Annotated in this window: 14 protein-coding genes; 5 read left to right on the forward strand and 9 right to left on the reverse strand. The window is 73.0% G+C overall.

The window, feature by feature from the left end:
- Positions 1 to 56: 56 nt before the first annotated feature.
- The 3 genes from ITX44_RS39635 to ITX44_RS39645 all read right to left on the reverse strand — a co-directional run bounded on the left by ITX44_RS39635 (position 57) and on the right by ITX44_RS39645 (position 3,656).
- Positions 57 to 1,706, reverse strand: a complete 1,650-nt coding sequence (locus ITX44_RS39635) for a DUF2637 domain-containing protein (RefSeq protein ID WP_205364807.1) — start codon at positions 1,704 to 1,706, stop codon at positions 57 to 59.
- Between the two features lie 141 nt (positions 1,707 to 1,847).
- Positions 1,848 to 2,684 carry a TrbL/VirB6 family protein gene (locus tag ITX44_RS39640; protein ID WP_236062476.1) on the reverse strand — a complete coding sequence of 279 codons (837 nt, stop codon included), beginning with the start codon at positions 2,682 to 2,684 and terminating at the stop codon, positions 1,848 to 1,850.
- Between the two features lie 135 nt (positions 2,685 to 2,819).
- Positions 2,820 to 3,656, reverse strand: coding sequence for a hypothetical protein (locus ITX44_RS39645; RefSeq protein WP_205364808.1), 837 nt, complete (start codon positions 3,654 to 3,656; stop codon positions 2,820 to 2,822).
- A gap of 408 nt (positions 3,657 to 4,064) precedes the next feature.
- On the opposite strand from ITX44_RS39645, the gene ITX44_RS39650 reads away from it, so the two are divergent.
- Positions 4,065 to 5,258 (forward strand): RtcB family protein, encoded by a 1,194-nt coding sequence (locus tag ITX44_RS39650; protein ID WP_205364810.1) that lies wholly within the window; start codon positions 4,065 to 4,067, stop codon positions 5,256 to 5,258.
- On the opposite strand, the gene ITX44_RS39655 is transcribed toward ITX44_RS39650, so the two are convergent.
- Together ITX44_RS39655 and ITX44_RS39660 are read right to left on the reverse strand one after the other, a co-directional pair.
- Positions 5,168 to 5,728 carry a hypothetical protein gene (locus ITX44_RS39655; RefSeq protein WP_205364812.1) on the reverse strand — a complete coding sequence of 187 codons (561 nt, stop codon included), beginning with the start codon at positions 5,726 to 5,728 and terminating at the stop codon, positions 5,168 to 5,170. The two genes, ITX44_RS39650 and ITX44_RS39655, sit on opposite strands and share 91 nt — an antisense overlap.
- A gap of 113 nt (positions 5,729 to 5,841) precedes the next feature.
- Entirely contained in the window at positions 5,842 to 7,182 is a 1,341-nt protein-coding gene (locus tag ITX44_RS39660) for an MFS transporter (RefSeq protein WP_205364814.1), read from the reverse strand.
- A 121-nt stretch (positions 7,183 to 7,303) separates the two neighbouring features.
- Between ITX44_RS39660 and ITX44_RS39665 the strand changes: the two genes are divergently transcribed.
- Entirely contained in the window at positions 7,304 to 7,816 is a 513-nt protein-coding gene (locus tag ITX44_RS39665) for a MarR family winged helix-turn-helix transcriptional regulator (protein ID WP_236062477.1), read from the forward strand.
- A gap of 9 nt (positions 7,817 to 7,825) precedes the next feature.
- Here ITX44_RS39665 and arsM read toward each other — a convergent pair whose 3' ends face one another.
- The gene (gene arsM / locus ITX44_RS39670) at positions 7,826 to 8,671 is read right to left on the reverse strand and encodes an arsenite methyltransferase (protein ID WP_205364815.1); all 846 of its coding nucleotides are present in this window, start codon (positions 8,669 to 8,671) and stop codon (positions 7,826 to 7,828) included.
- A 98-nt stretch (positions 8,672 to 8,769) separates the two neighbouring features.
- Here arsM and ITX44_RS39675 point away from each other — a divergent pair, with 98 nt between their 5' ends.
- From ITX44_RS39675 to ITX44_RS39685, 3 genes are read left to right on the forward strand one after another with little or no spacing between them, the layout of a single operon-like run.
- On the forward strand, positions 8,770 to 9,159 hold the full coding sequence (locus ITX44_RS39675) for an ArsR/SmtB family transcription factor (protein WP_205364817.1): 390 nt from the start codon (positions 8,770 to 8,772) through the stop codon (positions 9,157 to 9,159).
- On the forward strand, positions 9,156 to 9,905 hold the full coding sequence (locus tag ITX44_RS39680) for an aquaporin (RefSeq protein WP_205364819.1): 750 nt from the start codon (positions 9,156 to 9,158) through the stop codon (positions 9,903 to 9,905). The genes ITX44_RS39675 and ITX44_RS39680 overlap by 4 nt, the downstream gene beginning before the upstream one ends.
- A gap of 30 nt (positions 9,906 to 9,935) precedes the next feature.
- Complete coding sequence (locus ITX44_RS39685) at positions 9,936 to 10,367, forward strand: arsenate reductase ArsC (protein ID WP_307795705.1); 432 nt, start codon at positions 9,936 to 9,938, stop codon at positions 10,365 to 10,367.
- A 17-nt stretch (positions 10,368 to 10,384) separates the two neighbouring features.
- Here ITX44_RS39685 and ITX44_RS39690 read toward each other — a convergent pair whose 3' ends face one another.
- The 3 genes from ITX44_RS39690 to ITX44_RS39700 all read right to left on the reverse strand — a co-directional run bounded on the left by ITX44_RS39690 (position 10,385) and on the right by ITX44_RS39700 (position 12,906).
- Entirely contained in the window at positions 10,385 to 10,954 is a 570-nt protein-coding gene (locus ITX44_RS39690) for a hypothetical protein (protein ID WP_205364821.1), read from the reverse strand.
- Between the two features lie 104 nt (positions 10,955 to 11,058).
- Positions 11,059 to 12,069, reverse strand: coding sequence for an ArsR/SmtB family transcription factor (locus ITX44_RS39695; RefSeq protein ID WP_205364823.1), 1,011 nt, complete (start codon positions 12,067 to 12,069; stop codon positions 11,059 to 11,061).
- 150 nt (positions 12,070 to 12,219) lie between these two features.
- Positions 12,220 to 12,906: a response regulator gene (locus ITX44_RS39700; RefSeq protein ID WP_205364825.1), complete on the reverse strand. Its 687-nt coding sequence runs from the start codon at positions 12,904 to 12,906 to the stop codon at positions 12,220 to 12,222.
- Between the last annotated feature and the right edge of the window lie 142 nt (positions 12,907 to 13,048).

Genomic DNA, 13,048 nt, shown 5'->3' on the forward strand with positions numbered 1-13,048 from the left:
GGGCGAGGGCTCCTCCGGCCACTGGGGGGACTACGGCGTACGACGACGCGTACGGCTTACGGGATGTCCTCGGCGCCCGCCTCGGACTGGTAGCGGTAGCGCAGGTCGCGGAGGGCCGTCACGAGCTCGCGCTCCTCGGGCGCCGTGCCGTTGTAGACGGTGGGCAGGAAGCGGGCGAACTGGCGGGCGTTGGGGAAGTCGCCGTGCTCGCGGACGTAACGGCGGTAAGCAGCGAAGTAGGCCTCTTCCAGGGAAACGCCGTCGGGCAGGTCGAGCCCGGCGTTCGGGTAGGGCTCCACTTCCGGCTCGGGCTCGGCGCCCACCGTCTGCACCGCAGCCGGCTCGGACTCCGGCTCGACGACCTGGACGTCCACATCCGGGGCCAGCCGGAAAGGCGGCTGTGGAGGCTGGGAGTCGCCGTTCACCGCGGTGAAGCCGTTCACCGTGTTGAGCCCGTTCATGCCGACGTTGCCGAGCGGGCGCTGCCGGCCGGGCGCGCCCGAGGGCACCATCTGGACCGGCTGCTCCGGCTGCGCGGCCTGCATCTGCGGTACGGGCACCTGCTGCTGCAGCGGCTCGCCCTGCGGATCGGTGAACGGGTACCCCACGTACCGCTGTTGTTGCGCGGCGAACCAGGGGCTGTTGTGCTGCGCGTACTGCATCTGCTCGGCGTACTGCTGCTGGCCGTACTGGTGCTGCTCGTAGGCCTGCTGCTCGTACATCTGCTGCGCCAACTGCTGGGCCATCTGCTGCTCGTACGCCTGCTGCTGGTCGTACTCCGGGCCGTACTGCTGGGGCTGCCCCTGGGCCTGGGCCTGCTCGGCGGGAGCGGGTGCCTGGCCTTGAGCGGCCGGCGCCTGAACAGCGGGGCCCTGAGCGGCCTCCTCGCGTACGGTCTCGCCGGCCGCGGCCCCCGCGGCGGCACCGGCGGCCGCAGGCGTGGCCACGACCGCCTCCGTGCCCGTCCCGGCGGCCGCGGGGACGGAACCCGGCTCCAACGCCCGCCGGACCGACGACAGTTCGATCCCCGCCGCCTCCAGGCCCGCGTCGGCGGTCTCGGAGAGCGGCACCCCGTAGCGGGCCAGCCGCAGCGGCATGATCGCCTCGATCGGGGCCTTGCGGCGCCAGGCGACGCCGTACCGGGCGCGCAGCCTGGCCCGGTAGACGAGGCGGTCCTGTTCGCGGCGGATGACCTCCTCGTACGACCGCAGTTCCCACAGCTTCATCCGGCGCCACAGCCGGAAGGTGGGCACAGGCGCGAGGATCCAGCGGGTGATCCGCACCGACTCCATGTGCTTGTCGGCGGTGATGTCGGCGACGCGCCCGATCGCGTGCCGGGCGGCCTCGACGGAGACCACGAACAGCACCGGGATGATCGCGTGCATGCCGACGCCCAGCGGGTCCGGCCAGGCGGCCGCGCCGTTGAACGCGATGGTCGCGCCGGTCAGCAGCCAGGCGGTCTGCCGCAGCAGCGGGAAGGGGATGCGCAGCCAGGTCAGCAGCAGGTCGAGCGCGAGCAGGACGACGATGCCCGCGTCCACGCCGATCGGGAAGACATTGGCGAACCAGCCGAAGCCCTTGTGCAGGGCCAGCGTGCGCACCGCCGCGTACGAACCGGCGAACCCGATCGCGGCGATGACCACCGCGCCCGCCACCACGATGCCGACAAGTATCCGGTGAGTCCGGGTCAAACGTATCGCGGCCACCCGCGATCCCTCCTGCCCTTGGCTGCCCCGTGGCCGGTGCCCTCGGCGACTGGCCGACTTAGATTGCCATACAGGTGTGAAGACGGGACCATCCGTTCGTCGGACAAACGTACGGATAGCGGGCCGTGCGGCCGGAGTTTGTTACGTGTTCGCCGCCGCGACCGCGGCCAGTGCGTCCTTGGCTGCCCGCTGTGCGCCGCTCTGTACCACCGACCGGCTCGGGTTCTTCTTGCCCTCAAGACCGGCGCCGTCGTACTCGACCAGCACCACCACATTGCCGCTGACCGCCACGACGGTGTCGTTCTGCGAGGTGACCTTGGCGACCGTCTCCCAGCCGCTGACCTGGCTCGCCTCGTCGCCCAGGCCCGTCACGACGCCGGTGGTGCCGGCCTTCTTCAGGTCCTGCAGCTGCTGCGTGTACCGCTTGCGCGCCTGGTCGTCGCCCGAGCCGAGCTGCGGATCGTCCGGGTAGCGCTGCAAGGTGACGGACAGCCAGCGGTACTGGTAGCCGTCCTTGCCGTTGCCGGTCCACGAGCAGCCGCCGCGGGTCTGGAGGTCGGCGGACTTGTCCGCGGTGCCGGCCGGGCTCTTCGCCTTGGGCACGAGCGTGGAGACGGTGGCGGCGGTGATCGCCTTGCAGGGGGCGGGGAGGGTGGTGTACTTGGCGACGCCACCGGAACCGTCGGCCGACGTGCCCGAGCCGGACTGGCCGGCCGTACCGCTCGCCGTACTCGTGCCTGTGCCGCTCGCCGTCGGGGTGCCGCCGCTCCCGGCCGGCCCGGAGGCGGAAGTCGAAGCGGAACCGGAGTCAGAGGGCGCGGCACTGGCCCCGTGGCCGGAGCCGGAGTTCGAGGAGCACGCGGCGAACACCAGGGCGGCCACCACGGTTGCGGCGCCGCCGATCAGGGCCGCCGTGCGGCGGCCCGGGAGGGCGGGCGTCCGGCGGCGCGGGGCGGCGCGGCGGCGTCGTGATTCCATGGCTCCGGGGTCCTTTGCGTCAGGTGCTCGGTACGTCGGCCGTACGGTTCGCGCGCCCGGCCGGCGCAGGGCCGGCCACGGCGGGCGCTCGGTCGCCGTACGGTCGGCCCTCCACCCTAAGGGGTCCCGCCGCGGCTATCCCTTGACCTTGTGCTCGAGCTGGGTGGCCACGTCCTGCGCGCCCTGCTGGAGGACGTCGCTGTGCGGGGCCGTGGCGCCCTTGCCGACGGATTCCGAGTACACCACCGTGACCAGCACGTTTGCCGTACGGAAGACCACCGTGACGTCGCGCCGTGAGCGGCCCTTGAGCACGTCGTCCAGGAACGCGTCGTTGCCGACGCCGCTGAGGCGGCGCGGGGAGAGGTCCTGGCCGGCGCCGGAGCCGTTCGAACCGCCGGCCCCGGGGGAGGCCGACGCCGTGGCGCCCGCGGAACCGGAGGATCCGGCGGAGCCGCCCGAACCGGAACCCGGTGTGCCCGCCCCGCCCGAGGGCCCGGTCATGGTGGAGGCGCCCGAGCCGTTGCCGTTCCCGGCCGGGGTGCCGCTGGGGGTGCCCACCGCCGCGGGGATGTGCGCGGCGGTGGCCTGCTGGGAGAAGTCGTCCTGGGCCTGCACCTCGTCGCTGATCGCGGGATCGTACGAGACCACCCGTACCAGGTCCACGCTCAGTGACCGCGCGGTGCCGTCACTCGTACGGCTCTGCCACCGGCAGCCCACCCGCCGGTCGGTGTCGTACGTCAGCGACTCCGTACCGGAGTAGTCCGGCAGCCCCGGGACCAGGTGCTGCAAGGAGTCCAGCGAGACGGCGACGCAGGGCTGCGGGAGGGTCTGGTACTTGCCGGGCGGCGCCGGGGAGACCGTGGCCGTGCCGGCCGGGACCTGCTTGCCGTCCGAGGCGGTCGCCGAGGCCGAGCCGTGCCCGCCGCACCCGCTCAGGCCGGCCATGGCCAGGGCCGCGACGGCCGCACCCACGGCGACCGGCACCTTCCGCGTGGACCCCACTGGCACTGGGCTGGCCCCTTCCTGTACTTCCTGTACGCGATTGCGCCGCATTCCTGCTGCCCGATTGTGTCTCGCGGACCTGTGCCGCGGTTCCTGTGTCGGTGCCCGTCCTCCGGCCCCGCCCGGCCCGCGGTAAACCCTTGGCGCGGCTGAGCGAGCCGTGGACACAATGTCTACCGCACGCATCACCGAAAGCGCCTGTCGGGGCGGATTATCGGGTGACCTTTTCGCGAACCCGGCGCAAGTGATGTTTTGTGGACAGTGGCGGCATTGTCCCGGTACGACGCGCGGCGCCCGACGTGCCGGGTGTTCGACGTGCTGTGCCTCCGACGTACGGGCGGCACAGGTTTCGAGTTTTCGCTCTCCTGGGGGACAGCCATGACGTACACCGAGGTGCCCGGCGTCCGGGTGCCGATCCGGATGTGGACCGACCCGGCCGCGGTCGAGGGCGCCGCCATGCAGCAGCTCCGCAATGTCTCCTCGCTGCCGTGGATCAAGGGCCTGGCGGTCATGCCCGACGTGCACTACGGCAAGGGCGCCACCGTGGGCTCGGTGATCGCCATGCGGGACGCGGTCTGCCCGGCCGCGGTCGGCGTCGACATCGGCTGCGGGATGAGCGCGGTGAAGACCTCGCTGCGCACTTCCGACCTGCCCGGCGACCTGTCCCGGCTGCGGTCCCGGATCGAGCGGGCCATCCCGGTGGGCCGCGGCCTGCACGACCGTCCGGTGGAGCCGGGCGACGTGCACGGGCTGCCGCAGGCGGGCTGGCAGGACCTGTGGGGCCGCTTCGACGACCTGGCCCGGCCGGTCCACCCCCGGGAGGAGCGGGCGGCCAAGCAGATCGGGACGCTGGGCTCGGGCAACCACTTCATCGAGTTCTGCGCGGACGAGGACGGCTCCGTCTGGCTGGTCCTGCACTCCGGGTCGCGCAACATCGGCAAGGAGCTCGCCGAATATCACATCGGCGAGGCCCAGCGGCTGCCCCACAACCAGGGTCTGGTCGACCGCGACCTGGCCGTGTTCGTGGCCGGCACCCCGCAGATGGCCGCCTACCGCCGCGACCTGTTCTGGGCGCAGGAGTACGCCAAGTGGAACCGCGCGATCATGATGGCCCTGTTCAAGGACGTCGTCCGCCGCGAATTCGCCAAGGCGAAGCCCACGTTCGAGCCGGAGATCTCCTGCCACCACAACTACGTGAGCGAGGAGCGCTACGACGGGATGGACCTCCTGGTCACCCGCAAGGGCGCGATCCGCGCGGGCACCGGTGACCTGGGCATCATCCCCGGCTCCATGGGCACCGGCACCTACATCGTCCGCGGCCTGGGCAACCCCGAGGCCTTCAACTCGGCCTCCCACGGCGCCGGCCGCCGCATGAGCCGCAACGCCGCCAAGAAGCGTTTCACCACCCACGACCTGGAGGAGCAGACCCGCGGCGTCGAATGCCGCAAGGACTCCGGCGTCGTCGACGAAATCCCCGGCGCCTACAAGCCCATCGCCCAGGTCATGGACCAGCAGAAGGACCTGGTCCAGGTAGTCGCCAAGCTCAAGCAGCTCGTCTGCGTAAAGGGCTGACGGCCGGCTCGAGTCTCCCCGAGCCAGAGGCAACCGGAGTGGTCGGCGGTCCCCAGGTCCACCAGGAGATCACCGGTGTGCAGGTTCAGGAAGGACTGGCGGCTGTGCCAGCCGTCGAACTGCCGGTCCATGTCCGTGGCGAAGTAGTCGTCGCCCACGTAGAGCCAGGGTTCGGCGTGCCACCCGGCGGCGCGGACGGTCCGCAGGATCTCCTCGCGTACGGAATCGGTGTTCGCCGTCGTGTAGTGGACCTCCACGTACGGCGAGTCCTCGCGCGCGCAGGTCCCGTCACGGCGGAGCGTCCTGTGGGGGCCGAGCGCCCGGTCGAGTGCCGGGATGACGCGGTCCGCCTGCAACTGAGCGAGCCGGGCGTTGATCTGCGCGCGCTCGCGCCGCTCCTGCATGTCCTTGACCGACAGAGCGGTCGCCGCGGCCACGGCGACCGCCACGGCGATCCAGGACCACGCCATGCGGCGCCTTCGCGTACGAACGGACCCCGCCACCACGCAACCCCCCAGCAAACGGACCGGCAATCGGATCGGACGTCACAGCCCATCCAACCGCTGCGGGCGGCCGCCGGCGGTCATTCGCGGAGGGTGCGGTCCTCCGCGAGGGCTGTCTCGGCGATGACCGCTTCCTCCGGCAGGCCCGGGGTCTCCCGGACGGCCTGTTCCGCGTCGGCGCGCTCGTGGGAAGGGCTCGCGTGGGCCTCTTCCTTGTCGGCGTCGTCCAGGGCGCGGTGGACCGTGCTCAGGACGAGGGGGGCCGCGGCGACCACGATCGCGCCCAGGACGAAGGGGACGTGGGTGTTGTAGTGCTCGACCAGCTTGCCCGCCACGTAGGGGGCCAGGCCGCCGCCGATGAAGCGGACGAATCCGTAGGTCGCCGACGCCACCGGGCGGGGCACCGGGGCGATGCTCATGACGGCTGTCGTGACCAGGGTGTTGTTGGTGCCGATGAAGATGCCGGAGACGATCGTCGCGCCGATGACGATGCCGGGGTGGCCCGGGAAGATGCCGATCACCAGCGTGTCGAGGGCCATCAGCACCATGTTCCCGTAGAGCGTGCGGGCCGTGCCGAAGCGGGCTTTGAGCGCCGGCGCGCCGAAGACCGCGAATATCGCGACGAGTACGCCCCAGCCGCAGAAGACGGCGCCGAGCCGCAGCGGCGACAGGTGCATCAGGAACGGGGCGTAGCCGAGGATGGTGAAGAAGCCCCAGTTGTACAGCAGCCCGGTGACGCTGGTGGTGGCGAGGCTGCGGTGGCGCAGCGCCTTGATCGGTTCGCTGATGGAGGAGGGCTGCGCCGGCTTGGGCGTCGGAGGCAGCAGGATCGCGGTCGCCGCCAGCGCGATCAGCATGAGGACGGCGACGCCGAAGAACGGTCCGCGCCAGCTGACGTTGCCGAGCAGGCCGCCCAGCAGGGGACCGCTGGCGATGCCCACGCCGAGCGCGGTCTCGTAGAGCACGATCGCGCCCGCGAAGCCGCCGCTGGCCGCGCCGACGATCACCGCCAGCGAGGTGGCGATGAACAGGGCGTTCCCCAGGCCCCAGCCGGCCCGGAAGCCGACGATCTGCCCGATGGTGCCGCTGGCGCCGGCGATCGCCGAGAACACCACGATCAAGGTCAGGCCGGTGATCAACGTGCGTTTGGCGCCCAGCCGGCTGGAGACCCAGCCGGTCACGAGCATCGCCACCGCCGTGACCACGAGGTAGCTGGTGAACAGCAGCTCCACCTGGCTCGGGCTGGCCTTCAGCTTGACGGCGAGCGACGGCAGGATCGGATCGACCAGGCCGATCCCCATGAAGGAGATCACACAGGCGAACGCCACCGCCCAGACGGCCTTCGGCTGCCGGAACGGGCTCGCCGGTGCCGCGGTCTCGGTGCCTGCGGTCGGCCCACTGCTGTCGGGGGATCCGGTCATGCGTCTCTTCTTTCGGCGAGGGAACACGCACTGAGCGCCTTCGCCCGAAAATCATATAGGGGCTCTATATAGATTGCCAATGTACCTGGCGGAGAGGCGGCGGGTAGCTATGCTTCTGACCATGAGCAGGCCCACTCCCACCTCAGAGAACGGGCGCACCGACAGCTCGCTGCGGACCGCCGACGCGGTGTACGGACTGCTCTCCTCGCTGATCTTTCGCGGATCGCGCGAGCTGAGCCTCACCTCCATCGGGACGCTGAGCACCCTCGACCGCACCGGGCCGCGCCGCATCACCGACCTCGCGGCGATCGCCGGCATCACCCAGCCCTCCGTGACCTCGCTCGTCAGCGGCCTGGAGCGGGCCGGCTACGTCGAACGCCGCGGCGACCCGGCCGACCGGCGCGTCGTCCTGGTCGCCCTCACTCCCGAGGGCTCCGCCTTCCTGCACGCGCACCGCCGGGCCCGCGTGGAGTCCTTCGCCGGGCTCGTCGGACAACTGCCGGAGGCCGAGGCGGCCGCCCTGGCCGCCGCCGTCCCCGCCCTGGAACACCTGCGCGACCTCGGCGCCAGGACCCGCGACCCCGGCGCTCCCCTCACCGCGGCCCAGGACCCGGCGCCGGAGCCCGCCGCTTGACCGACCCGCTCAACGACCCGTGGCGAGCGGCTTCACCGCGCGCACGATCGCGGAGTGGAGGCCGTCGGCGACCGGGTGGGTGGGGGTGACGGTGATGTCCGTGAAGCCGGCGGCTGCCAGGCCCTCGCGGTATTCGGTGAAGGAGAGGGCGCCGGCGATGCAGCCGGTCCATGCGCCGCGTTCGGCCCGCGCCTGAGGGGTCAGGGCGTCGTCGGCGACGACGTCGGAGATGCCGAGCCGGCCGCCGGGGGTCAGGACGCGGAAGGCCTCGGCGAGGACGGCGGGCTTGTCGGTGGACAGGTTGATGACGCAGTTGGAGATCACGACGTCGACGGTCTCCGCGGGAAGTGGGACCGCCTCGATGGTGCCCTTGAGGAACTCGACGTTGGTCGCCCCGGCCTTCTTCTGGTTCGCCAGCGCCAGGGCGAGCATTTCGTCGGTCATGTCCAGGCCGTAGGCCTTGCCGGTGGGGCCGACGCGGCGGGCGGAGAGCAGGACGTCGATGCCGCCGCCGGAACCGAGGTCGAGGACGCGTTCGCCGGCGCGGAGGTCGGCCACCGCGATGGGGTTGCCGCAGCCGAGGGAGGCGGCGACGGCCTCGGCGGGCAGGACGTCCCGGTCGGCGGGACCGTACAGGGCGGCGCCGAAGTTCTCGTCCACCTCGACGGCCTGCGGCCCGCAGCAGCCGCCGTCGTCGCCGCCCCCGCAACAGCCGTCGCCGTCGCTGCCGCCCACGGTGATCTTCAGGGCCGCCTCGGCGTAACGGCGGCGGACGGTTTCGCGTACTTCCTCACCCTCCTGCGCGTCCCCGCTCTCCCGTACGTCCCCGCGTACGTCGGCGATCTGCTCGCTCATCCCCTTGCTCCCTTCCATGGCACCGGCGTTGACCCGGCTGTATCGACGTTCATTGATGCCACCTTGCGTCGTGGATCGAAAAACGTCAACATAGAAGCATGTCGAAGCAGACGCAGACTCTTACGGTGCTCGGTCAGGACGACCAGGACGACGCCGCCTGCTGCCCGGTGATCACCGCGGCCCCGCTGGACGCGGAGCAGGCCGCCGGCCTGGCGCAGGTGTTCAAGGCGCTGGGCGACCCCGTACGGCTGCGGCTGCTGTCGATGATCGCCTCGCGGGAGGGCGGCGAGGTGTGCGTGTGCGAGCTGACCCCGGCCTTCGAGGTGTCCCAGCCGACGATCTCCCACCACCTGAAGCTGCTCCGCCAGGCCGGCCTGATCGACTGCGAACGCCGCGGCACCTGGGTGTACTACTGGGCCCTGCCCGCCACCCTGGACCGCCTCGCCGCCGTCCTCAGAGCGCCGCAGGCCGCCACGGTGAGCGCATGACCGCCCCCGCGACGCTGCCGCGCCGGGCCGCCGCCGAGGCGATCGGAACCGCCGCGCTGGTGGCGGTCGTCGTCGGCTCGGGCATCCAGGCGACGCGGCTCTCGCACGACGTCGGCCTGCAACTGCTGGCCAACTCCCTGGCCACCGTCTTCGGCCTCGGCGTACTGATCGTCCTGCTCGGCCCGGTCTCGGGCGCCCACTTCAACCCGGTCGTCACGCTCGCCGCCCACGTCACCGGCCGGCGGAGCGGGGAGGGCCCGACCGTACGGGAAGTCGCCGCGTACGTACCCGCCCAGGTCGCGGGCGCGATCGGCGGCGCCGTGCTGGCCGACGCGATGTTCGCCCGGCCCCTGGTGAGCTGGTCCACCCACGACCGCTTCGCCGGACACCTGTGGCTGGGGGAGGTGGTGGCCACCGCCGGCCTGGTGCTGCTCGTCCTCGGCCTGGGCCGTACCGGCCGCGACCGCCACGCACCGGCCGCGGTCGCCGCGTACATCGGCGCCGCGTACTGGTTCACCTCCTCCACCAGCTTCGCCAATCCCGCCGTCACCATCGGCCGGGCGTTCACCGACACCTTCGCCGGGATCGCCCCCGCCTCCCTCGCGCCCTTCGTCGCCGCCCAGATCCTCGGCGCCGCGATCGGCGTGGCCCTGACCCAGCTCCTCTTCGGCCGGACCGCCCCCGCCCCGGCCCGGACGCCCCTCCCGGACGGCGAGGCCGAACTCGCCGCCACCGCCACCCCCTGAACCTGAACCACCTCATCCGGAGAGCCCGCCGTGACCACCCCCGCCACCCCCGCGACGCCCGCCACCCGCCCGTCGGTGCTGTTCGTCTGCGTCCACAACGCCGGCCGCTCCCAGATGGCCGCCGCCTTCCTCACCCACCTCGCCGGCGACCGGGTCGAGGTCCGGTCGGCCGGCTCGACCCCGGCCGACGAGGTCAACCCGGCCGTGGTCGAGGCGATGAGCGAAGCCGGCATCGACATCTCGGCCGAGACCCCGAAGGTGCTGACCGTCGAGGCCGTCCAGGCGTCCGACGTGGTGATCACCATGGGCTGCGGCGACGCCTGCCCGGTCTTCCCGGGCAAGACCTACCTCGACTGGCAGCTCGACGACCCCGCGGGGCGCGGCGTCGAGGCCGTCCGCCCGATCCGCGACGAGATCGAGCGGCGGGTACGGGACCTGATCACGGAGATCACTGCCGCCTGAGACCGCACGCCGAGGCGCTAGAAAGCGGCGAAAGCCACCTTCCGCCCGCGCGCGTCGAGGGGCTGCGGCGTGTCCAGTGCCGTCCCCTCGGCGCGGCTCGGCCCCCCGGCCGGCTCGAAGTGGAGCCAGTACCGGCCGGCCGGCAGGCCTTTGCCCGCCGGCAGCGGCTTGGTGGCCACCACCTCGTGCGTCGCGACACGGATCCCGGTCGCGGCGGCCGGGAGCGGGCCGAAGGTCCAGCCGCTGTCGTCCGGCCCGGTCGAGTCGGTGTAGAAGCCGCTGCTCGGGTCCTTGTCGTCGAAACCGCACCCGCCGCCGCCCGCCGCCGGCCAGGTCGGGGACGACCGGTCCACCGGATGGCCGGGGTCCACCCCGGCCGGCACCAGCATCATGCACAGCTCGGACCCCTGCTCCCAGGCCCACAGCCCCCAGGCCGCGCCGCGGTACGTGCCGCCGTCCAGCTTGACGTACGGCGTGTGCGCCGGATCGGCCTGGGACGCCCGGCACCCGGAAAGAGCGGCGGCCGCAACTCCCGCGACAACGGCGAGGGCCGGCACCCGGCGGCGGACAAGTCGGCGTATCGGCACGTGAGTTCCCCCCGGGTTTTCCGCACGTACGGACCTCGTACGGTACGACGCCCCGCCCTCCCCTGCGGTTCTGCGCCAGGCAAAGACGCGAGGCGGCGGAAGCGTCAGGCCGGGGACGCCGACGGAGGGGAGTCGAGGCGGGGCGCGAGGAGGTCGAGGCCGAGCGGGGTCGCCGTGTGGAGCACGTACTTGCCGGAGCGGTGGCTGGCCAGCAGGCCCGCGTCGCGCAGCACGCCGAGCTGGTAGCTGGCGCTGGGCAGGGAGACACCGACCGCCTCGGCGATCTCGGACGTGGTGCGTGCCTCCGTGCTCGCCGCCTCGGTCAGGACGGCGGCCCGGGTCCGGCCGAGCAGGCGGACCACGCCGTCCTCGGCGTGCGTACGGCACAGCGCCAGCGGGTCCTTGGCGACCGGGTAGACCAGCACCGGCGGCAGGTCGGGGTCGGCGAACGCGGTCGGCCGGCGCCAGCAGAAGTAGGAGGGCACCAGCAGTAACCCCCGCCCGGCCAGGTGCAGATCGCGGTCCACCGGGTAGTCCACCGCCAGCACGGGCGCGGCCCAGGTGGCGAACGGCCGCAGCCCGGTGAGCAGTTCGCGGGTGCCGCCCTCCAGCAGGGCCCGGGCCCGCAGTGCCACGTCCTTGGCGACCGCGGCCCGTATCTGCGGCCAGTGCGGGGCCAGCAGCGCGTCGTGGTACGTGGTCAGCGCGCCCGTCACGTCGCCCAGCCCGCCGCGCCCGGCGACCACCGCGTAGGCGGCCGCGCCCGCCGCGCCGGTCGCCGCGAGCCGCGCCAGGTCACGTACCACTTGGGCGCGTGGGGTGGCGCGGACCGTCTCCAGGCCCGCGCCGAGTTCGGGGCCGGCCGGCGCCGGGGTCAGGAAGTCCGGGATGTAGCCGGCCGGCGGGATCAGCGCGCGCAGCACCGCCAGCGCGTCCCGGGCCTTGGGGTCGGCCCGCAGCCGCTGGTGCGCGCTGCGCCGCCAGTGGCCGAAGGCCAGCGGGCCCTGCCGGGTCTGCACCCGGCACACGCTGCACATCAGCTCCCACAGCGGGTCGGGCGCGCGGGCGACGCGAACGCGTTGCAGGTCCTCGGTCGTGAAATGGATACGCAGCACGGATCTCCTCCCGTGCGGCGGCCCACCACGGACCGCCGCGGTCCGGTGCGGGTCGTCAGGGCAGACGAGATCGGCCCGTACGGTGGTTGCGCGCTGCGCCGGCAGCGGAACAGATTGTTCCGTGGACGGCCCGCCCCGTACTGCCGCCCTTCATCCGCGCGCCCATCGGTAGCACAGCTCCGGGCGTCCCACCTGGCCGTACTGCGGGGTGCGGACCGCCCGGCCGGTGTCGACGAGGTGTTCGAGGTAGCGGCGGGCGGTGATACGGGACACGCCGGCGGCCTGCGCGGCGGCGGTGGCGGTCAGGCCGTCGGCCGCGGCGTCGCGCAGGGCGGCGGTGACGGCCTCCAGCGTGGGATGGCTCAGGCCCTTGGGGAGACCCGCCGGCCGCGGGGTGCGCAGGACGGCCAGGACCCGGTCCACGTCGTCCTGGCCGGACGCCTCGCTGTCGGCGGGCTCGCTGCGGTAGCGGGCCCAGCGCTCGAGGCGGTCCCGCAGCGAGGGGAAGGTGAACGGCTTGAGCAGGTACTGCACGACGCCCACCGAGACCGCCTGGCGGACCATGCCCAGCTCGCGGGCGGAGGTCACCGCGATCACGTCGGCGGTGTGCCCGGCCGCCCGCATGGTGCGCACCAGGTGCAGGCCGTGCCCGTCGGGGAGGTTGAGGTCGAGCAGGACCAGGTCGACCGGCCGACGCTCCAGCAGCCTCAGCGCCGCCCCGCCGGTGTGCACGACACCGGCCACCTCGAATCCGGGCAGCCGCTCCACGTAGAGCCGGTGCGCCTCGGCGGCCACCGGATCGTCCTCGACCACCAGCACCCGGGCCCGGGGCGTCACCGGCTCACCCCCTGACCGGCCCCGGACGGATCGTAGGGGCCGGCGGGAGCGGTCGCGGTGGCGGGGGGAGGGGCTGGCTCGTGCCGTGCGGTGGCGGGGGGAGGGGCTGGCTCGTGCCGTGCGGGGGCGGGGGGGGGGGGGG

This window comes from Actinacidiphila acididurans (assembly GCF_016918855.1).
Classification (GTDB): Bacteria; Actinomycetota; Actinomycetes; order Streptomycetales; family Streptomycetaceae; genus Actinacidiphila; species Actinacidiphila acididurans.